This is a genomic window from Bradyrhizobium macuxiense (genome assembly GCF_007993935.1).
Lineage (GTDB): Bacteria > Pseudomonadota > Alphaproteobacteria > Rhizobiales > Xanthobacteraceae > Bradyrhizobium > Bradyrhizobium macuxiense_A.
Genome location: NZ_VITY01000011.1, coordinates 219,486 through 241,142, shown reverse-complemented (window position 1 = coordinate 241,142; position 21,657 = coordinate 219,486). Strand labels below are relative to the sequence as shown.

The 21,657-nt window shown below is 57.5% G+C and carries 16 protein-coding genes and 1 pseudogene; 10 read left to right on the top strand and 7 right to left on the bottom strand.

From position 1 onward, the window contains the following. Positions 1-502 precede the first annotated feature (502 nt). The 3 genes from FBZ93_RS41405 to FBZ93_RS41860 all read right to left on the bottom strand — a co-directional run bounded on the left by FBZ93_RS41405 (position 503) and on the right by FBZ93_RS41860 (position 2,441). Positions 503-598 (bottom strand): hypothetical protein, encoded by a 96-nt coding sequence (locus FBZ93_RS41405; protein WP_246667680.1) that lies wholly within the window; start codon positions 596-598, stop codon positions 503-505. A gap of 292 nt (positions 599-890) precedes the next feature. Continuing rightward, positions 891-1,319, bottom strand: coding sequence for a hypothetical protein (locus tag FBZ93_RS27700; protein WP_146990265.1), 429 nt, complete (start codon positions 1,317-1,319; stop codon positions 891-893). Between the two features lie 918 nt (positions 1,320-2,237). Continuing rightward, positions 2,238-2,441, bottom strand: coding sequence for a hypothetical protein (locus tag FBZ93_RS41860; protein WP_167529242.1), 204 nt, complete (start codon positions 2,439-2,441; stop codon positions 2,238-2,240). A gap of 60 nt (positions 2,442-2,501) precedes the next feature. Here FBZ93_RS41860 and FBZ93_RS27690 point away from each other — a divergent pair. Both FBZ93_RS27690 and FBZ93_RS27680 read left to right on the top strand, forming a co-directional pair. Next, a pseudogene (locus tag FBZ93_RS27690) lies at positions 2,502-2,697 on the top strand (ATP-binding protein); the annotation flags it as partial. A 685-nt stretch (positions 2,698-3,382) separates the two neighbouring features. Beyond that, positions 3,383-3,793, top strand: coding sequence for a hypothetical protein (locus FBZ93_RS27680; RefSeq protein ID WP_146990263.1), 411 nt, complete (start codon positions 3,383-3,385; stop codon positions 3,791-3,793). Positions 3,794-4,304: 511 nt separating this feature from the next. Here the strand turns inward: FBZ93_RS27680 and FBZ93_RS27675 are convergent. Continuing rightward, positions 4,305-4,673, bottom strand: a complete 369-nt coding sequence (locus FBZ93_RS27675) for a hypothetical protein (RefSeq protein ID WP_146990261.1) — start codon at positions 4,671-4,673, stop codon at positions 4,305-4,307. Between the two features lie 1,159 nt (positions 4,674-5,832). Between FBZ93_RS27675 and FBZ93_RS41855 the strand changes: the two genes are divergently transcribed. Both FBZ93_RS41855 and FBZ93_RS27660 read left to right on the top strand, forming a co-directional pair. Continuing rightward, positions 5,833-6,084 carry a universal stress protein gene (locus tag FBZ93_RS41855; RefSeq protein WP_349643270.1) on the top strand — a complete coding sequence of 84 codons (252 nt, stop codon included), beginning with the start codon at positions 5,833-5,835 and terminating at the stop codon, positions 6,082-6,084. Between the two features lie 838 nt (positions 6,085-6,922). Then, complete coding sequence (locus FBZ93_RS27660) at positions 6,923-7,603, top strand: HAD family hydrolase (RefSeq protein ID WP_146990259.1); 681 nt, start codon at positions 6,923-6,925, stop codon at positions 7,601-7,603. A 22-nt stretch (positions 7,604-7,625) separates the two neighbouring features. Here the strand turns inward: FBZ93_RS27660 and FBZ93_RS27655 are convergent, their stop codons facing one another. Further along, positions 7,626-7,805 (bottom strand): hypothetical protein, encoded by a 180-nt coding sequence (locus tag FBZ93_RS27655; protein ID WP_146990257.1) that lies wholly within the window; start codon positions 7,803-7,805, stop codon positions 7,626-7,628. 325 nt (positions 7,806-8,130) lie between these two features. Between FBZ93_RS27655 and FBZ93_RS27650 the strand changes: the two genes are divergently transcribed. The 6 genes from FBZ93_RS27650 (at position 8,131) to FBZ93_RS27615 (ending at position 17,447) form a co-directional block, all read left to right on the top strand. Beyond that, entirely contained in the window at positions 8,131-8,724 is a 594-nt protein-coding gene (locus tag FBZ93_RS27650; protein ID WP_146990256.1) for a helix-turn-helix domain-containing protein, read from the top strand. A 169-nt stretch (positions 8,725-8,893) separates the two neighbouring features. Beyond that, positions 8,894-9,526, top strand: a complete 633-nt coding sequence (locus tag FBZ93_RS27645) for a hemerythrin domain-containing protein (protein WP_146990254.1) — start codon at positions 8,894-8,896, stop codon at positions 9,524-9,526. Positions 9,527-9,819: 293 nt separating this feature from the next. Further along, a complete protein-coding gene (gene hemN, locus FBZ93_RS27640) occupies positions 9,820-11,172 on the top strand; it encodes an oxygen-independent coproporphyrinogen III oxidase (RefSeq protein WP_146990252.1) in 1,353 nt (450 codons plus the stop codon). Between the two features lie 2,123 nt (positions 11,173-13,295). Next, a complete protein-coding gene (locus FBZ93_RS27625; protein ID WP_146990248.1) occupies positions 13,296-15,536 on the top strand; it encodes a tetratricopeptide repeat protein in 2,241 nt (746 codons plus the stop codon). 335 nt (positions 15,537-15,871) lie between these two features. Continuing rightward, the gene (locus FBZ93_RS27620) at positions 15,872-17,068 is read left to right on the top strand and encodes an MFS transporter (RefSeq protein WP_146990246.1); all 1,197 of its coding nucleotides are present in this window, start codon (positions 15,872-15,874) and stop codon (positions 17,066-17,068) included. A gap of 16 nt (positions 17,069-17,084) precedes the next feature. Beyond that, positions 17,085-17,447 carry a DUF3088 family protein gene (locus FBZ93_RS27615; protein ID WP_146990244.1) on the top strand — a complete coding sequence of 121 codons (363 nt, stop codon included), beginning with the start codon at positions 17,085-17,087 and terminating at the stop codon, positions 17,445-17,447. Positions 17,448-17,484: 37 nt separating this feature from the next. On the opposite strand, the gene FBZ93_RS27610 is transcribed toward FBZ93_RS27615, so the two are convergent. Together FBZ93_RS27610 and FBZ93_RS27605 are read right to left on the bottom strand one after the other, a co-directional pair. Continuing rightward, a complete protein-coding gene (locus tag FBZ93_RS27610) occupies positions 17,485-18,432 on the bottom strand; it encodes a LysR substrate-binding domain-containing protein (protein ID WP_146990242.1) in 948 nt (315 codons plus the stop codon). A 603-nt stretch (positions 18,433-19,035) separates the two neighbouring features. After that, the gene (locus FBZ93_RS27605; RefSeq protein WP_146990240.1) at positions 19,036-21,150 is read right to left on the bottom strand and encodes a prolyl oligopeptidase family serine peptidase; all 2,115 of its coding nucleotides are present in this window, start codon (positions 21,148-21,150) and stop codon (positions 19,036-19,038) included. Positions 21,151-21,657: the final 507 nt, after the last annotated feature.

Below are 21,657 nucleotides of genomic sequence, written 5' to 3'. Positions count from 1 at the left end.
TGACGGAGCCATTGCATCGCGAATTATGCAGGCGCCTCGTTGAGTGACGTCAATCGCGCTCAGCGATGCTGACGTGCGATGCTTAGCCTCACCGATCCCAGGTGACTTGCCACATGCGTCGAACATTCACCTCGTTATTTCGCCAGCTACTGCTTTGGACGGCGAGATTCTTTTGTGTCCCCTTCGACTGCGCGATCTGACTTGCGGTGATCGATAACGAGCGGAATTGTGTCCGCTTTTCCTCCGCCATGGCGACGTGTTGCTCGATGCCGCGACTATGGAGCCGGTTGTTCTGTCACAACGCGTGACGCTACTGGCAACCTGAACGAGCTCCAGATGAACTGTTGGCGACCGTAGCGGCTTACTACCATCAAGAAAGGCCGATCATTCGTCGGGCTGGTCCCGCGTCGCCCAAATCGCAGCGGCGCGCCGACCGGACGTTCGCGTTGGCCTTCGCCGGGGAAGCGGCGACGATCGGGTCCGCGGTCGCACTGGTTTATTTTCACATTTTGGATCGAGATTGAGCGTGTCCGGGCTCGTCGGCGGTGACGGCACGGCCGAGATCGTCATATTGGCCGCTCTTCAGTAACCATAGAATGCCGGGTAGCCCGATGAATGCAGCGCAATTTCAAGCGGAGGCAGATGGACTAGTCTTCCGTCGGACTGCCTCGCTTCTCGGCGCTCGCAGCCCATTGAACATGAAGGCGCGCCGAACTGGACCGTCTGTAGGATCTGGCCGAGCGGGCCGGTCGAGGCGAATTGCCCCAACCGAGGTCGCAATTCGATCGGTCCATTGATCTACATCTTTGAGTGCGGCCTATCATGGTAGCGGTTGAGGATCATGGAGGCCGCGGGCTGCGCCGTTGCCAGCGACGCGTGAATGAGCGGCATCAATCGAGGAAGCGCCGTGCGTGGCTGGCGGCTTCACGATTGAGCGCACGCAGCGTTTGTTCGTTCGGACACCATTTTGGAGGGCTTGCATGCTTCTCTTGATTGAGCTCCGCGGCACAGCGGCGTTTGGACTGACACAGGCCGCACACCCGCTGCAGATCGTGTAAGACGTCGCCGTGGTGAGCGGCGAACGCTTTCTCCGAGAGCCCCGCAAGTGCGAGGCGCTTACTTAAAAGCTCGGGGGCTCCAGGACGTTGCGCCAATGCTCGAAACTCGGACGTGGAGAGTCTGAGCTCGCGCGCGATTGCGTCGATATCCTGACGGCTCAAACAAGCCAGCTCGGACTGTCGAGCCAGAATCGTCCGTAACCGGCTGATCAGATTTCCGAAGAGCCAAAAACTACTGCTGTGTTCGGGTCGAGTAACCATGTATCATATCCATCTGGCCACCCTTAGCTCATAGAGACAGGTCGGCTTTTGACGTGCATCAAATAGGACCGGCGCTACGATGAGCCCGAAGGCCACGGCTTCAGCGCCAAGACTGGTTGCTGCGGCCAGCGCCGGCGACAATCCGAGACAGCCAGCCGCCCGCGCGACGATCGCAACGCAACAAGCCGTTTTAGACGCGCGTCGGCTTTTTTGACCAGCATCAATACGTCGGTTGCGGCCTGCCGATAGAGATCACCTTCCCAGTCAAGGTCAGGTACATGGCGGACAGAAAAACTTGGCGCCCCATCATCTTTTCGTGCCCAAATACGGGCGATCGGGTCCAGAGCCTTCTGCCGGACGAAACCCCCGAGCTTGGAACCGACGACCTGCACCCTGTAACGTGCGCCGCCTGCGACGGAGTCCACTTCATCAACCTGCGGACCGGCGCGATGATCGGGGAGCGCCGCTAGGCCCGATTGACCGGTGGCCGCCCCCCTTCTGGAACTCGCTTCGGTAATGCGAAGCTCTGGAACGCGCTCAGTGGAGGCAAATCAGTCAACCAATAAGCGCCTCACGATAATAGCGCTAAGAAGACTCCAATCAACGGAGGATGTTCAACATGACAGCGATAGCCAGCGCGGGCGCCGGGGCGGAAGCTGCAGTCAAGGCAGCGTCGGAGATGCTAACCGACACGGACTTGAGCTGGTCGAGATCGATCCGACTGAAGCTTGGCAGTTGTTCGCAGCCATGATCTGGGCTGCCGAGTAGATCCTGCCCCCGTACGGCAATGGCGTCACGGCGGGCGGCAACCGGCAGACCACTTGCGCGATCGAGACCGAGGGCAGATTGGACGCCGAACCTGCTCGCGCGGCAGACTGGCGATCTCGTCAGGCCTGTTCAAAGGGATGCGTGAACTTGTCAATCTGCAACTATGAACAGCATTCCGGAGCTAACGATCGGATTACCTGGGAACGGATCGAAACCGCCCCCTTTAATCGCGATCTGGAAATTGCCGTGATCGAGGGCAGCACCATTCACCGGTTGGTCTTCCCCTGCCGCCGCATCTTCGGCGGCTGGATCAGGGCGAAGACCGGAGATCGCGTTGCCGTACGGCCCACCCATTGGCGTGTCTGGCCCAGATAGTACCGGCTCTCCTGTATTGTGTTGCCATCGATACTGCTTGGTACCAGCCCTGACATCATCGATCTCTTCTTTCAGCCCTTTGCCGCGACGAAAGAGCGCGGCATGGGTGTCGGGCTATCGATCTGCCGGACGATCGTCGAATCGCATGGCGGTCACATCGTCGCGCGGAAAAATCCGTGGCGGCACGCTCTTTCAGTTCACACTGACGTTTGCAGAGGTTGGAGAAGAGGCCTGACTGAAAGACGCATCTTTCTTGTGATCGATGACGGCATCCCACGAGATATTCGCATGCCAGGAATGAGCGGGCAGGAAACGGTCCGCAAGCCAAGGCCGTTGCTATCGCCTGCCCGGTCATCCTGATGACCAGCTATGGTCACCTAGCACTCGCGGTTGAAGCGATGAAGGCGGGCGCAGCCGACTTCATCGAAAAGCCTATTCGAGGACCAGGTGCAGCTGCGCAATCGATGGCGCCTTGGAAGGCGGCCGCCGAAGCCCGCCGATGACGCGGCGAAGTTCCAGGCTGAAGCCCGCCTCCCTAATCTCTCGCCGCGCGAGCGCGACGTCCTGCGGGGGTTACTGGCGGGGAAGATCACAACGTGATAGGCAACGACCTTGGCATCAGCCCTCGCAAGGTCGAGGTGCACGAGGGAGACTCATAGCCAGCCCGACTCCGCAGCATGACCGAGTTGATGAGGAGCGCGATCGCCGCTCAGCTTAAGCGTATCGCGAGCCGGCGAATAAATGGCTTATCCCGGCTGCGCTGTCTAGACGAAGATACTTGCCTGTGAGCGCGCCACTCTGGTCGAAAGCGGTATTCTACGAGGTGCTTTTGACTCACATCAACGACGAGGTGGAGCGCACAGCTAGCATTGACGCCGCCCAGCCGGAAAACACTAGGTTAAGGCGCTCAGGAGTTTTCGATGAACCGCGCTGCTTTCAAGCCGCTGCAAAACACGTCGTTGCCGCACTCGTTCAGGTACATCCGGCTCGAACGCGCGCGCGATCCCGATCATCCCGAGGGCTCCTCGGCTATCGCCTATGTCATGGTCGCCCCGCTGGACACCGTGTCTCGGATCGACGTCCATGTCTGGAAGACCAATCGGGATGCCTGCCGCATCGTCCGTCAACGCCCCGATCAAGCGGATCAGCTTGGCCATCTGGTGCGAGGTCCGGGCGGCGGCTGGCATTTTCACTACGACGTGACAGGCATCACGGAAGACGAAGCAGGATATCACCTTGGCGATGAACGCTTCCGGCTCGGCGAATATGTTTCCGTCCGCGAGGCGGATGGCACGCATCCTTATCGTGTCGTCGCCGTCGCGCCGCTTTGATTCGGCCCGGGCCGGGTCACGATGTACGCTGCACTGGGACGCCCAGCGACGACGGGCGTGAATTGCTACTAATAGCGCGATGCTTCGAGGCGAAAATACCCGATCTAGGCCAGACTCAGACATTGCATGGTGTCGCAGGAGGGCGAACGGAGGCGCCTGCTGCTTTGTGCAGCGCGCCAGGGCCCGTAAGATGTGTTTGCGACCGACACTACCAGCAGGTGGTAACACAAGACCAAATTCGAGAAGCGTGTATCACGACAACGACAAATGCCCGAGGGCAACAACATCGAACGGCAATATCTCGCCTCCGGCACTGACGGGCGACCGCGCTGCGACACTGCAGCCGCCTAGCCCAACTCACCGGCCGCCGTGTGGTGCGGAAAATTACCTCCCACCAGGGCCCTTCTAGCTGGCCATCAAGGACACCGTAAAGCGGCGGCCTTCTTAAATGGAAACCGGGGTCGATTGCCTCGCCGCACTCAGGCAACGTGCTTAGTCTTGTCTTGGTTGGTCAATCGAGGCGGAAGCGCTTTCGTCCCAGCGCTACAATTTCTCGCTCGGTAGGATGATCGCTCGATTCGACGTGTAGAGCGAGGGTCGGCCTGTTCGTCTTCAGAAAGTGCATCAGCTTGGTTTTCTCGATGCCCGGCCCGATGATGAGCAGATCGGTGCAGCTACCCAGGGCCTGACCTACCCTGGCGAGGAACGTCGAATCGCCCTCGCCACTCGTACTCGCTTTGTGATGAGGGGATGACGAATGCGCGCGTACGGCCGAGGCGCTCACGCCCGTTAGCCCTACCGAGAAGATTTTGGCAACGCGGTGGTCGATCCAAATAACGGCGTGCGCGTGCGCTTGCGTTTGAACTGTCCTCTCGGTCATGAATGGGCTCTGCCTTTCCTCGCGGTTTCCTCTCTCAACAACCATAGCGCCACCGCCGCAGGCAATTCCCTGCGACCGACGATGCCAATCAGGCTCCGGCACTGACGATCGGGATATGAGATGTTGTAAGCACTTGTCTGCGCGACAACTTCGTATGCAGGCGTTCACGCTCAGGGGGGTTCTGTTCAAGTTCCCAGAAACGCTTCAGCCAGTTTCCATGTTCAGCCGCTCCTGGTGAAGGAAAGCCCCCTCCGAAGCCATTTCGACGAGCACCCCGGTCGTCGATCACCGGCAAGCCCAGCTGATCGGTTTCCGTAACAGCTAGAGGCTTCGAACATTGGCATTCGGCTTGATCGTAGCGAACGAGCGGCACATGATCCCTCTGATCTGGCCCGTTAGAAATGCGAGGCGCGTCATACGGCTTCCTTTCCACCTGGCACTAGACCATTGCGCCAAGTGTGCCGCGGCCGGGTTGATCTCGCTCAACCAACAATCAACAAAGGCGTATTAGGCAGATCACGTTGTACCACGTAGCCCGTGCTCCGATAGGCAGAGGGTTTTCACGCTCGCGGAACTGCAATGTTTGGGAACATATTGGTCCACATTCCTACAGAGCTATCGGCGCGTTCTGCGGTAAATGGATCGATCTCGCTCGCAGTCAGCACGAAGGCGCAACTCGATGCGATGGCGATCGGCTACGAGAGGACAATCATTCCGCTCATTGCGAGCGCCGGCACGGCAGTCGCTTCGATCTTCGAGGTCGAGCATGCGAAGGCACTCGAACGAGCCGAAGCGGCCCTGCGTGTCTTTGAGCTGGAGGCAGGAAACTCGGACATTCGCTACACGACACGCGCCTTGAGTGCGATCCCATGTGATGGGCGCGAGATCATCTGCGCGAGCGCGCGGCTGCACGATCTGACTGTCGTCACGCAGCCGAAGCGCGATCACGATAGCTGCGATAACGTCATTCCCCACGAGATCCTTTTCCAGGCTGCCGGCCCGGTCCTGTTCATGCCCCATACTTTCTACGGCGCGTTTTCCGCTAAGCAAATCGGAATTCGCTGGGACGGCAGCCGGCTCGCAGCGCGCGCTCTGCGCGACGCCATGCCGCTGCTGCGCGAAGCCGACGCCCTCACTATCATCACGATCACCGGCCCCGATGCGATGCCGGCGGAGAGCTCCACCGAGCACGTGCTACGGTACCTTGCAAGGTCGGGCCTTCCCGCGAAGGTCGCGTCGGTCCCCGGCATCGGAGATCCAACCGGCCCTCCACTCGATCGCAGCAGACGAGGGCATCGATCTAGTGGTAATGGGCGGGTATCACTACTCTTGGCTGAAAGAAAAGCTCCTCGGCCACTCGACGCGCACGATGCTTCAGGCGATGACAATCCCGGTCCTAACGTCGCATTGATCGCGAGTTTACCCATGCGACTTTTCCGCCACGTCCTTGCTGCATGCCGTCGCCTGCAGCTTGACCGCTGCCATCACGATCGGCACTAGCTGACGCCTGCCCGCCCCTAATACTGCCGCGCACGCAAGCTTGAGCGCGAAGATCCCCGGGGCGTTCATCGGACGTCGACGACCAGCGTCGGAGCTCGGCCGGCTTCGTACCAGCGAGTCGCGTTTTAGACAATGTGTCGGGACTCGGACGACGCGAGCCCTCAGACGGAATGGCGAAACTTCTTAAAATCGGTCGCTCTCGCGGCCCGAACCAAGTGTCCAAGGACTGGTACAGCGCTTGCTTAAGGGGAAGTGCTTCTCGGCGTGACGGCGGGAATATATTCGCCGGTAATGGACCCGGGACCTCGGTTACTCAACAAAGGGGACGATAGCATGTCCGGCATCGCTGGGGCGAAAGCCGTACATTGGGTGATCGGCTCGCTGCCTATAGTGGCCCCGAACTACTATGGGATGGGTACAGACATACCAGACCAGTTGGCATTCTGGCAGATATGGAAAAGATTACCATCCGAACAGCGCACGAAAGACCTTCGCTTTCACAACGTCGAGCCACCAATTCTCAAGACCATCGAGAGTAACATTGCCGCATTCATTAACGCAGCCACGATCACGTATCTGCCGTTTCCACCTTTCATATCGTCGCTGCCCTGCAGGCAAGACAGCTGCGATTTATCACTATTCACATTCAAGATGCCGCCCCTGCGGAACAAAAAAGCGCGAACAAAAACTTGCGCGAATTAGCGCGCCATCTTCTCTATTCGGAATCAACCCCTGCTTAAGGTCAGATCATGAAACCCGTTCTCGTCTTTGATTGGAATGGCACGCTGCTCGATGATTCGTACGCACTGCTCAAAACGACCAATGACATACTAACTCACTTTGGTCATGCGATGATCGACATAAACACCTTTCGGGAACATTGCGACGTCCCGCTATCTCTGCTTTATCGCAGTCTCGGAATGTCGCAAGACGAGGTTGCGCTGGTGGATCGCGATGGAAGCGCCCTCTTTCACGACTCCTACGAACCACTTGCGGGCAACGCCGATCTGCGCGAGGGCGCGCGCCGCGTCCTGGAGTTGGCGCGCCGAGAAGCAGCTTCGTCCATCATCGTTAGCAACCATATAGTTGCCCCGCTGCGTTCCCAATTGAGAAGACTTGGAATCAATGAACACATAACCGACGTGCTCGCTTTTGAAAGCCGCGCCACTCAATTCAAGTCGATGAGCAAAGGAGAGCGGCTTCGTCTATACATGAAGGAAAACGACCTGAAGCCGGCGTCAACCTTCATCATCGGCGATATGCCGGTCGAAACAGATATTGCACGCAATCTGGGACTCATAAGCGTATCCATCACCGGAGGATTTGTTTCTGAGTCGCGCTTGCGGGCGGCGAATCCAGACTACACGATCGACAACCATCATGAATTGTTGCCGATTTTGCAAAGGCACGGCTTTTTTCGGGATGCATAGAATCGCGATTCCCGAAGAACCATCACTCAACGCTGTTCCGAACACTGCGAAGCAGAGAATAGTTCTTGTTGGCCTTGGGCGCATGGGAACCGGTATCGGCATCAGCCTGTTGCGTCACCAAATCGAGCTGCATATCAAGGCCAACAAAGATCGTTTCGGTGCGGATCGCTTGACCGCCGCAGGGCCCATGAATATTCGTCATTCGCGATATACAGGGCAGCGTTCGCATTGTTGGTCTCTCTTATCGACCTCGGTTCCTGGCTCAAGCCCGGTGACGAGGGCACCAAAAAGGACAGCCTATCCCTATCAAGGCTTCTCCGACCGAGGCCTACGTACAAATACCTACTGGCTTCTACTTAGGGGAAACATCCAAATGTCGCGCTTCGTCCGTAGCAGCCAATCTGCGTCCATCGATCTTCTCACGATGGGGTGCCGACATGCAGATTCAGGCTGCCGTTTCAGTCCAGACGAGGCGGCATCCGACCAGCGCCTTGCGAGGCCCAGCTCGGACTGAGGGACCGTTCGGCATGATCGGGACGCCGATGCGATTCGCACGCAATACCGAGATCTACGGCGAGGAAGAGGCAGCAGAACACCTTTATCAAGTGACGTCCGGTGCCGTGCGAACCTACAAGATCCTGGAGGACGGACGTCGCCAGATCGGTGCGTTTTACCTGCCCGGAGATATCTTCGGCTTCGAGGCCGGCGATACCCACATCTCTTCGGCCGAGGCGATCTGTGAATCACAGGTATTGATGGTCAGGCGTAGCGCGCTCATGATCCGAGCAATCCATGAAAAAGACCTGGCGCGACAGCTGTGGGACGCGACCGCGCTGGAGCTACGCCGCTTTCAAAACCATGTGATGCTGCTGATCAGCAGCGCTGAACAGAGGGTCATTGGCTTCCTGCGCGATATGGCTCGCCGCGCCACGAAGAACGCAGCCATCGAACTTCCCATGTCACGACAGGATATCGCCGACTACCTTGGCCTGACGATTGAGACAATATCGCGAACCTTTACTCAACTCGAGCAGAAGGGCGTCATCTCGCTGCTCACCTCACGACGAGTCGAGCTGCGCGACCACGTATTGTTCCATGGCTTCGTGCGGAACTTGGACTGAGTTGATGCGCGCAAACTCAAGCGGCTTCGCGTGATCGGCTTGCGCCCGCTGAAAGCGCATCGCCGTTATTTCACGCGCGCAATGATGGGGCGCCGAGCTCTGTTCAGCTTGGTTCGACCTAATGCAATGACGCAACCTCTTTCACCGGTTCCTCTATGGAGCAGTGCAAATGATCGTCGATCTTCTGCGTCGAGAGCATCGCAATATGGAACTGCTTCTCGCCGTACTTCAGCGTGAGCTGGAGATTTTCGAGCGTGGTGATCGTCCTGATTACGAGGTAATTCGCGCGATTATCAGCTATTTCCAGGTTTACCCAGAGGTGTACCATCATCCGCAGGAAGACTTGATCTTCTCCAAGCTAAGGATTCGCAATCCGGATGCAGCTGCAAGTCTCGGAGACCTCACGCGTGAGCACAACGAAGGCGCCGATCGTTTGCGTCACTTCGCTCGAGCGATCGATGCCGTCCTCGCGGATCGCGATATGCTCCGGCAAGAGATTGGCAGCATCGTGCGCAACTTTATAGTGTGCGAACGGGATCACATGACGTGGGAAGAACATGAGTTCTTCCCCACGGCGTTGAAGGCTCTGTCTCCTCAGGATTGGATGGAAATCGGTTCGGCGCTCACCGATCGTAAGGATCCTCTTTTCAGCGAGGCAGGCGAAGCGACTTCCGACGCGCTGAGAGCCCACATTCTCCAATTGGCACAAGAGGCCGAAGCCGAACGGCACTCGGTCACGAGTTCATCAGCGATGGCGGCCATCCAGCCAGATGGCGCCAAGACGGACGGCCCGTTGTTTTGACCGCGCTCCCGGCCTCCTGAAGATAACCCGACGTCATACCCATTCTGACTCGCTCGATGATGAGTGCGCCGGATCTCTAGCAAATTGCCGGTTTCTGCGTCGTGGACGGCGCCCCATTGCCCGTACATGACCATCATCCGCGATCCCGATTCCCGATATATGCGTCGTGGGCATTCCCTACCAACTTCGGCTTCAGAGTCTCCTTTAGCAGCCCCACATCAGACATTTTGAGGCAGCGCAAAGCTTGTCCGCCGCGAATCCAATAGTCGCTTAAGAGAGTGGGAGGATTCCGCATGCGATCGGACTTGGCAAAATCCTACGGGCAGGATCGGCTGCCGCGTTATACCAGCTATCCGACAGCGCCGCATTTCTCATCGTCAGTGCGCGAAACGGACTACCGAACATGGCTCAACTCGTTGCGGGTCCAGCAGCGCGCCTCGATCTACCTTCATGTGCCGTTTTGTCGGTCCCTGTGTTGGCACTGCGGCTGCCACACGTCTGTCACGAAGCGCAACGAACCGATCGCGATCTACGCCGCAGGACTGCGTACCGAGGCTTACCTCGTCGGAGAGACCATCGGTCAACGACTATCGATTTCTCATATCCACTTCGGCGGCGGCACTCCTACGGTCATGACACCCGAAACGTTCGCTGATCTCGTCGGCACGTTACGCTATTCGTTCCTGGTGCGGCCTGATGCCGAGATCGCCGTCGAGATCGATCCACGCACGCTGACCGAGCCGATGGCGGAGGCGCTGGGCTATTGCGGGGTCAACCGAGTGAGCCTTGGCATCCAGAGTTTCGATCCCGCTGTTCAACGCGCCATCAATCGTCTGCAGAGCTTCGAACAGACAGCGACTTCGGTCGAGCGGCTGCGACGCGCAGGAATCGGGAGGGTCAATTTCGACTTGATTTACGGCCTGCCCCTGCAGACGGCGGCTTCATGCTTGGACACCGTCGCCAAGTGCGTCCAGCTCCGTCCGGACCGTTTTTCTGTGTTCGGCTACGCCCATATTCCTTCATTCAAGAAGCATCAGCGCAAGATCGACGAAGCCTCCCTGCCCAACAGCGTCGAGCGATATCTCCAATCCGAAACGATCGCCGAAGCCTTGATTGATGCGGGATACGTGCGTATCGGCCTCGATCACTTCGCCCTCCCGGACGACGCCTTGGCCTTAGCAAGTCAGCAAGGCACGCTGAGGCGCAACTTCCAAGGCTATACGGACGATTCCGCGGATGCCCTCGTTGGTCTCGGCGCCAGTGCCATTGGCCGCATGCCCCAAGGATTCGTCCAGAACGCTTCCGCGACAAAGGACTACCTCGCGCGCATCACCGATGAGCGGTTCGCCACCGTCAAGGGTTACTCGCTCACAGAGGAAGATCGTTTCCGAGCCGAAATCATCGAGCGTCTCATGTGTGACATGGCCGTCGATCTTGCCGACATATCCCGCCGTCACGGCAGGGATCCGACACTGGCCATCGTCGATCGGTCTCGGATCGGCAGCCTTATCGCGGATGGCGTCGTGACCATGGACGATGACCGGCTTTACGTAAGTAGCGACGCTCAGTTTCTGGTCCGGAGCGTCGCGTCGGCGTTCGACGCTCATCTTGCGCGATCCGAGGCTACACACAGTCGGGCGGTTTGAACCGATTCAGTAAAATGGAGGAAGTTCCTGTCCAGAAGTGAGGCGACGACGAACGGAGTTGTTGTATCTGGGAAGATCGGGCATTTCGGCATCAGGAAACAATCAACGGACGGCCCCTTGCTGGCGTAGCAGATCACGCCATTAAGCCGCGAGCCGATTTAGCATCCCGTTCCTATCTCGCCAACGGTCGCCACGCCCTCTTTATGGAGCTTTTCGAACAGAGGTTCCGAAGGAACGCGTGTTCGTCGTATCAGCTCAAATTCGTCGAACAAACGCGCCACGGCGCAGTATTTAATCATCAGCAAGGCGCACATTGCATCAATCAGGACGAAAACATCGGTACAGTAACCAATCTCGGTGAAGCAGTCTGATCGACGACACTTCGCCGAGGAAGCGCACATAAGAATCAAGTTCTGCGCCCCGTGCCCTTACATGCCGCGATTGAGCAGCGTCGACGCCGCACTTCACGCGTGTGCGTGGTGCTGCGCCAAGTAAAACGCAAGGGGCTGCCACCTAATGCCGACAGGAGGCGAGAAATGCGCAACAGCGACCATCGATCCGACCACGGTTCAGTCAGGTGCTGCGCGGTATGCGGAGGACGGTTCGGGCTGATCCGTTACTACTATTGGCGAACGGCCTTTTGCTCCAAGAAATGCGTCGAGCACTTCAAGAGGCGGCGAGAGGCCGACCATAAATGGCTTCGATGGTTGCGAGCGGCTTAAGATGCGAGCGATTAGTACAGAGAGGTTGAACGGAGTGCACCAAACCAACAAGGAGCTATCAATCAAGGCTCCCGGACTCGAATGTTCACACATATCCATACTGTAGATGCTCTCCATCAAGACAATCGATTGTACCAGCCCGAGGAGCGTCAGATAAGAAGTATATCCGTTTTCAGAGTTTGCGGCGCATGCCCTCGCCGCAATCGAACCGTTGGCAGCCTCTCCTTCTGCCAATGGAGGTCGGTGCGATGTCCATTAGCGTCGCTCCTCCCGGACTGAGACTTCCGCCCGGCCGCCGAAAGGAGGCCGGGCTTCTTTTTTGTGCCGATTGCATCAACGACGGATCCCGTTAGGAGGCACATTCGTGCACCATTGCCGTGCCATCTCGGTAGGTAAGCAGGGAAACACCGATGCCGCTTCCTCGCGCATTTGGAATTCGAAGTGCCGTCGTGGTTGGCGAACTCGGCCTGCGAAGTTGTATGCGGGACAGGATAACGGCCGTCAGGAGAGGCGCGTCCCTTCGCAAGTCTTGAGCCGTCTCGTCATGGAGGCACGTGCCCCTTCCAAAACGCCGGCCCAGCTGCCCGCTCCTCAGTCCCGCCCATCGGAAGGAATCGGGCTCCTTCTTCGCTTGTTCGGCGAGTCCGAGCATGGAATGAATTCTCCTCGCTCGAACCACACATCGCAACAGTCAGTTGGCAAAAAAAGTCGCTTGAATCGTCACGCTGCGAATAGCTCAATCCTGATGAGAGCACCCGCGCACCTTTCTGGTAGCCGGTTAGGGCTGAAACTCCGACTTCTGGTAGGGCCGCGCGGATTCGAGGCTCATATCCCGCGCTCATCCGGCTCAGGCGCAAGGCACGTCCCTTAACCAGTCACCGCCATACCCACTGAACCGCGCATTCTCCCCGGAGCGCTTCCCGAGTGGCAAGCCGTTGCCAGCCAATTTGCTGGCTGTGCGAGGCGAAGGTTGGGACGCCGAAGGTGCCAGATGCAAGTCAGCAAGAGACTGGCGCCACGCGACAAAGCCGAGCCTCCAGTCACAACGGTCCAAGCGCCAGATCGGGTCCTCTGCTAGCGCCAATCTGAGCCGCACTTCCAATTTTTTTGACAGCGACAGTCAAGGAATCTCGCTGCGGATTGGCACAGCAACTCACTATTCTTTTCCTGCACGACTGGCCGTGCTTTCGCTTGGTCTGGCGTGTCAGAGAAGGAAGGGAAAACGTGATGACGAAGAAGATCGCTGAGATCAAGACCACCATCCGCACCACCACTCCGTACACGGGTACGCTCTAGGTTGGTTCGATGAGTGCCTTGAATGCATCTACCTGATGAAAGCATAGCGGCATCGGAGGGTGGTCCTTTCGACCACCCTCCTTTGTGACAGTTGCGGAGAGTAGAATGGTTGATTTGATCCAGCAGCGCATTGCCCCGGCCATATCATCTTCCGTCAAGATCAGTCCGATCACCATCTTGAAGGCAGAAGGGGGCATGGCACCGGTTCCGACGATCAAATCGGCACTCGCGAGCTCCGGCTGGGACATCTCAATCACTGACGGCGACTGGCGGACCGGCGGCTACCTTGCGGGGCTGCAAGCGCTCATCGACGCCGAACTGACGTGGGCGGCTGAAAATAGCCCACAACTGGTTAAGGCGGCACAACAATCCTTGAAGCGGCTATTCCCTCTCCTGGTCAGCGATGCCTTTAGCGTGCCGAAGGATCTCACCAATACCTCGAGCAAGGAGGAGCGCACACGCTTCTATCATCATGAATATCAAAATAAGCTCTTGGTCGGATTAGCCGAATTCCTGATCACGTGTGCCCGAGAGCGCAACGAACGTCACATCCTCGTCATCGACCGGGCGGCTACCCTGTCCGCCCCGGCGAAGAACCTGATCAAGCTGCTCGTCAGGCTGGACGACGATACGCGTCTGTTTCGGTTTCTCCTGATCGATTATGAACAATGCCTCTTTTTCCAGGACGCCAGCGAAGTTCATTTCGGCAGATATAGCATGCAGGAACTGGGGCCGGTCCTGGATCGGAATCTCGCTTCGGAGAAACAGCGGCAGATCTATGAGGCAAGTGGTGGGAATCCGCTGATCGCCGAGGCCTTAAGCAAATGCGCGGCAGCCGGATTGCCCGTCATCGGCTATCTCGAGCCGATCGCGATCGTGGATCTCCATCTGGCCAGCCTCAACGCCGGGGAACGGCACAGCCTTCTCAAATCGTACATTGAATCCGATTGCACGACGCCTGATCTCATCGCGCAACGAAACTATGCGACCTTCGAGCAGGCGACCGCAGATCATCTGCACGAGCAGGTGCACCGCGCTTGCCTCGACCGCTATCTGACGGGCGAGGCGCCGCTCATCATGCTTCATGCGCTATCAATAAGGGACAAATACAAGCGTCTGGAACTGGTTGCAGAACCGAGTCAGATCCTCCAAAGCATCGGCCTGTATGACCTCTGGTTTGGCTACTTCGGGGAACTTTTCGCTGATCCTGCGCTTCGCACCTACGGCTCGGGAGATGCTCCGGTGAACGCCGCCTTCATCAACGCGGCTTTTGTGCTGTATTCGCTCGGCTGCGGGCGGGTGTCCGTTCCCTATCTGAATGAATTCTACAAGACATTCCCGAAGAGCCGATACACGCCAACGGTTCTCTATGCCCAATCAATGACGTATGGACGCTATCAGCAGCCGGTCAACCTCACGGTGGCCGAAGAGTACGCCGTCCGAAATCTGGAGACCATCGAACGGGATTTCAAGGATCACGACAAGTACGATTATATCAAGGTGTTTGCAGAGAATGCCTATGCATACATCAAGGCCAAGCAGGAGAAATATGAGGAAGCCCTCAGCCTTTGCGCGGAAGGCCATGGTAAGATGCTTAAGGCGTATGGCGACGAGCGCTTCAAGCTTCACCAGTCGATTCTTATCTACAACACCAGTCAGGTCTATGAACTCGTCGACGATCTTCCTCGGGCAGAGAAGCAATTGCGTGATGCGATTGCCTACGATCCCTACTATGGAGAGTATCAGAATGACCTGGGGAACCTGCTTTCTAAAGTACCCGAAAGGGAAGCTGAGGCTCTAGAGGCTTATGCGCGCGCCATTGAGCTCTGTCCCCCCTATTACGAAGCTCATCTGAACAGGGCCGCACTTCGCAACAGAATAGGAGATGCCGCAGGCGCTCTAGCCGATCTCGACAGAACACTTGTCATCAAGCCAAACGAATGGCGAGCTCACTTCGAGAAGGGCAACATCTTGATGTGGCAAGATAGGCCGAAAGCTGCTCTGGAGTCCTATCTAGCAGCAGCCAATATCAATTCCAAGAATCCCGATTTGCAGAGCAACCTCGGTCTCGCCTATTCCGAGCTTGGTAAGGCGAACGAGAGCATCGCGCACTATCTTCGAGCTCTTGAACTTAACCCTCGGCATGCGCCCACGCACAACAATCTCGCCATCGAGTACTTCAACCAGGGCCGGCCAGATACATCACTGAACCACGCCACGGTCGCTGTCGAGATTGGAGGAGATCCAGATTACCTGCTTACTCGTGAGCACATCCGGACAAGTCTGCAAGCTGACTTGGCTTCGCGGCGGGATCGAGCGTCTGCGTCTTCCGCCAAGCCTTCATGAGCTGGCGGCTCATGGCATTCCTTGCCGTCGAAGCCGCGCGGCTTGCGGCAGGGTCGCCAGTGGTAGCTGCACCTCAAAGCTTAAGGGCAAGGTCTAGCGGATCCTGTCGCGCGACAAGCGCCGCAAATTCAGGGACTGACCAGGCAACGGGACCCGGGTTGGCCGGCACCTTGTCCCGAACGACCGCACGCCACAGGCGGGGAGGTAGATATGATGCCTTCTGACCAGTCGTCCTGTTGCGAGAGCGTTCGTCATGCCCTTGCGGGCTCATCACACCGATGTGGCGACACAAGACCAGCGTCATCTTCGCTTCGGCATCAAGCGAGCCCGATGACATGTTCGATGAGCTAGAAATGAGCGGGTCGAGCACACGGCAAGTCGTCTATCTATCGCATTTGATCGTTCAGATCGGCGGCTGGGCGTTCCGAATTGGCATCCTGATCGGCCTCCTCCAATCCGGCATGAGCGCCGCGGGTCTCGGCGTTGCCGTCACTTTTGCGCCTATCCTGCTTGGGAGCCTTTTCTTGTCGCCGCTGGTCGACAGACGTGACCCGATCTCCGCCATGATGATCGTCAATGCGGTTCGCATATGCGCGCTGCTCGCCATCTTCGGCACCGACGGAGCCGATTCCTTTCTGAGCTATGCCTCAATGGCCATCCTAAGTCTGGTCCAGCCCGTTTACTTGTCTGCAGAAGTTTCTTTCTTCCGTCGTATCACATCGAACGACGGTATGATCTCGGTGCTACGCAACATTGCCAATATCGACTTGCTAACCTATCTGATCGGAATGTTTGCAGGTGCCATGCTCTCCGACCAGTTGCATTTGCGTGGCGTTTTGGCGTTCAACTTATCGGCGATCATCCTGTCCTTGATCGTGCTTCTTGGTATTAAGCTGCGGTTCAGAAGGACACCGGCAATCCTTGAGAAGCAGCCTTCCGGAACTGTCCTGGATTTGGCACCGCTCTATCCCGTATTCCTTGCAGTCTTTCTGCTCAATCTCGGCGCGGGCGTCATCAATGTCTATCCCGCAATACGTGCCACAACTGGAGGCGTTCTCGACAAAGGCCTTCTATTGACCATCGTCATGACCAACGGCGTTTTGGCCCTGCTGGGGGCGCTAGCCGTCAAGCCGATTTTCAACCTGTTGGGCGCCTTGCCGACGGTCGCCGGGGCCGCAATGCTGCTTGCGGCATGCCTTGCGATCATGTCGCTCGATGCCGGCCTGACTGTGGTCATCGCGTCGAGCAGCGCGATGCTCGGCTTTGGCCAAATATTTGCGGCTGCCGCCCACACGCACATGGTCTCTGCACTTGCTCCGGATCGCGCCGGCCGCCTTTCCGGGTTATTTCAATGTTGTACCTATAGCGGGGTTGCGGGAAGCGGTATTGCTGTCTCGCTTTTAGGTGACCGGCTCCCTTTCGGCACGATCGTGCTTCTATGCGCGGCAAGCGCATTTGTTGCTTTCGCAGTAGCGACCTTTGCAGTCGTGAGATCAAGGCACTCTCAAGGGTCATGTCCGGTCGATCGGTAATTCAGGGATCCACACGATGCCATGGGATCAGTTGTTCCTTTTAGAACGCTCGTTTGCAGATCCGTCCTTGCCAGGACGAGAATTCTATTGCTGGCAATGCTTGCTATTGGACGGGGTGCTGTCCGCGTTTCCAAGCCGCGCTGCGATGCTCGACATTCGTCGGATTGCCTGGGCCAAGCCACGAACCGCACTCATCGAGAGGCTTGGGCAGGATCATCAGTCCGTGCCCGTTCTCATTCTCGAGAAGGTAGGCCCTGCACCGGAGAAGGAGAAATACGCGAACGGGCTCGCCTATGTCGACGATCCATTTGTAATCCTTCATTGTTTAGCTGTGCGTCACGGATTTCCGGCGCCTTATCCCGGAAGAGTGGCGCCTTGACCATGATGGGCATCACCGGGTTGACGCCAGCATTGGCCTAAGGGGAAGCTTCGATTGAGCGGTCTGCTTGATCTTGCGAGTTGCGGCCTGGGACAGGCGATGGCTGATGACTCCGGCCTAGTATTTCTGACAGTACCCAGCGTTCAAACTCGCTAACAGCCGCAATACTTCGCCTGTGCCCATTGACAAACATGTAGATTGAGCGATTGACCGGCACAAAGCCAAACGGAGCCACAAGCTCTCCCTTCTCAAGGTTGCTTCGGACCAGAATTTGCGAGGAAATGGCGGCTCCAAGCCCACTTTTTGCCGCCTCCACAGCCAAGGTAAATGTGTCGAACACGACGCGGCGCGGCCCCTGCAAGCATATTGCAGCCGCGGTGGCCCATTCGCTCCAGGCGTCCAATCCGTTGGCCTCGTGCAGCAGAGGAATAGACAAAATGTCTTGCGGGCTTTTGATCGCCTTGAGCGTAGCAGGCGCACAGACGGGGCCAATCAACTCGTTCGCTACGTGCACCTCACGGACGGGAAGCGGCCGCTTCAACAGGCCGGAAACGAACAATACATCCAACGCACCAACAGCCAGCGCGTCTAGATCGGCCTCGGTCTCAAAGACAAAATCAATGTCCTGATAGCGTTGGCGGAACGCACCAAGACGAGGCAACAGGCCGTGCGACAAAAATGTGGTTGAGCACCCTACCACCACGGAACGTCCTGCATCGTTCCTTCGTAGCTCATAGCATTCTTTCTCGAGCATTGTGAACGCGCTCGCACAGCTGCTCTTTAGCTGTTCGCCGTCGGATGTCAGCCGCACGCCCGAATTATGACGAACGAATAGCCTCCTGCCGAACCAATCCTCGAGAAGGCGCATCTGGTAGCTTACCGCGCCGGAAGTCATGTTTAACCGCTCGGCCGCCCTTGAGAAGCTTGGAAACTCGCTGACCGTCTCAAACAAATGAAGGCTTTTCAGAATAGGTAGCTTGCGCATCCGACTTACCTAATGGGCGCCGTTAACTGCGATCAGTTATTATTGAGCTCTCATGCATCTGGTTCTTCCCAACACCAACGACCGCTATTGCTGACTGGATGGACACACCTGACGACTGAGACCTCTTCGGTGCTAGGCCTATCAACGCGAGCTCGCCGATCAAGTTCGCTGCCCAGCTCGGTCGAGACACACGGATGCTTCGCACCTTGTCGTCCTTGAGGCACGGTTGCGTGAGACTCCTGCTCGGTGCAGCGTTCATTGCTGTGCGATCTCCTCCAGAAGGATGCAACGGAATGTGAGGTTTGGAATAACAAGTCCCGGACCAATCAGGCTCTGCAACACTTTGCCCTCGACGGAGAGACCGCCGGGCTAGCCACGCTGCAAGACTAACAGCTAATTGACGGGCTTGCGTTCGAACGCTTCTCGCGCAAATGGAATTCCTCCAATCAATCTCAAGATCGGGCATAGCATCTTGCCCGTCAATTGGGTGGTTCGCAGCTATTGTTTCGCGTCGGCCTCGATCAATTCAGCCAGGCGACGTGGTGAGGTCGAGATAAGCACTGGTCCTGGATTTATCTGCTTCGATAAGTCTCCCCGCCGAATTTACTCCGAACAAAGCCGTTTCGATGCATAGGTGTATTCGAGCGCTAGTCGACGTGCGTATTCGATGAGATTGGCCGTGGCGGCGTGTCCCCCATCGGTGTTCTCGTAGTAGAAGTAAGGCTGGCCCAGCGCGGCGAGTTTCGCGGCAGCTTTGCGCCCGTGCGATGGATGCACGCGGTCATCCTTGGTTGAGGTGAGAATTAAGGGAGCGGGGTAGGTCTTGCCCGGAACCAGCTTCTGATAAGGCGAGTAGGCCTCAATCCACGAGCGCTGCTCGGCGATGGCGGGATCACCGTATTCGGCAATCCAGGAAGCGCCCGCGCCCAGGCTGGTGTATCGAAGCATGTCAAACAGCGGCACCTGCATGATCGCTGCATTGAAGAGCTCGGGACGTTGGCTGATTGCAGCGCCAACGAGTAGGCCACCCTGGCTGCCGCCAATTACTCCCAGCCGGCGCGGACTTGTGACCTTGCGGCGGATCAGGTCTTCGGCAACGGCAATGAAATCATCCCATGTCGTTTGCTTCATTGCCCCTTGGGCTGCTTGATGCCATTGTGGACCAAACTCGCCGCCCCCGCGCAGATTCGCAACGACATAGGCATTGCCCTGTTCGAGCCAGAGCCGTCCCACGGGTCCGAGATAGGAGGGCAGAAGCGAAACCTGAAACCCGCCATAGCCATAAAGAAGTGTTGGGATGGCGCCGTCAAACCTCGCATTCTTCGCCCGTACCAGAAAATAAGGAATTGACGTGCCATCACACGAAGTCGCTTCGCAGTGGTCTACGACGTGATTGGACGCATCAAAGGCGGTAGGTGTCGTCTTCAATTCCTCAAGGTTTTGGGTTTCGGCATCAAAATACCAGATTGATGTTGGCCTGAGGTAGTTCGAGACCGTGAACATCGCCTGGTCCGCTTGTCGGGACGCGGCTGATACGTTGACATTTGTATGTTGCGGCAGCGGGATCGGCGTCGACGACCACGCTTTCTTATCGTACTTATAAAGGAACACTTTGCTTTGAACGTTCTCAAGGATCGTCAGGATCAAGAAATTCTTTGTGCTACTGAGCCCGCTCAGGGCCTGGCGAGACCGAGGCTGGAAGACAAGCGAGGCTTTAGCGCGCAGCGGATCCTGTTTCCATTCGGCTAAGTCATACGAAATCAGCGAGCCGGTCTCAAATCTGACGTCATCAGGCTCCCATTCTTCGTCAAGGTTCACAAGCAGGCGACCGCTCGCGAGCCCGACTATCGCGGCCTTCTTCGGCAGATTGAGCTTAATGGGCCCATCGGGGCGGAAGACCACGTACTCACACTCGACAGAGCTGATGACACGGATGGCGCCGGTCGCATGTATACGTCCTTCACTGTCTCGAAGCACCAACGGCAGCGCCTGAACGTCGGTAGGCTCGCCGCGAAAGATCTCGCGAGCCTCACCGAGTGGCTGAGTGCGTTTGAGCTCCTTCACCACAAAGGGGTAGCCGGCCTGCGTTAAAGACCCCCCGCCCCAGTCCCGTGCAACAAGGAGTGTGTCACCATCGACCCAGCTGACGTCCTGCTTGCCCTCCGGAAGATAAAAGCCGTCCGCAACAAACGACTTGGTCTCGCTGTCGAACTCGCGTATAGACGCGGCATCCTTGCCGCCATCGGAAAGACTAATCAGGCAGAGGCGCTCTTCAGGTGGAAGGCCACTGCCACCTTGAAAGACCCAATTCTTGTTCTCGGCATTCGCCAATGCGTCCACGTCGAGGATGGTTTCCCACTGTGGATCTTGGCTACGATAGCGTTCCAGCGTGGTGCGTCGCCAGACGCCGCGCACATGGTCCTCATCTTTCCAAAAATTTTCTAGGCCGCGCCGTCCCAACGAAACGTATGCAATCCGATCCTTGGACTGCAGGATGGTGAGCGCCTGTTCGTAGAAGCGCCGATAGCGGGGATCTGACTGGAGGACCCCGAGTGTCTTCTCGTTTTCGACGCGAGCCCAAGCCAATTGGCCTCGTCCTTCGATGTCCTCGAGCCAGAGAAATGGATCATCAGCTTCCACCAACGTCGCTCGCTCTTGCGCAAGCGCCGTGGCGCGGGCAATCGATGGCAGCGCGGCGGAGAGGAGTGATTTGTTCATGGACTTTCTCCCGATGAGATCGACGGGCCACGAACACGCCTGGCGCGTCAAGCGGAAGCGGCGGAAAGCACGCAATGCATGAAATAGCGCAGCTTGCGGACCATTCAGTGCAAACTGCGTGCCGGCTAAAGAGCCGGAATTTTCAGCCGCTCATGGCTGCACCGACCATGTCAGATTCCCGACATTTGTTGCCAAGCAAACACGGGCAGCGTGTCGGCGAGATCGCCTGTCAAACATCGCCAGTATTTTCGATCTCCAGTGGTCAAGAAGGGACACAATGATGCACCGCCCGCCGGCACAATTCCTATCCCCATATGTGTAGGTTGCTCGCAGCTTCGGCGCTATCGGGCAGATTTGTCGGCGGTGCTCACCATGACAAAGAACGGCGCGTTGATCAGCAGCCAGATCGCGATCAGGTTAAGGGTGGTGTACATGGCGATCTTCCAAGTCAGAGAGGTGCTCCAAAATAGTCATCGGACGGCTCGGCTTCTCCTGGCCGGGAAAAAG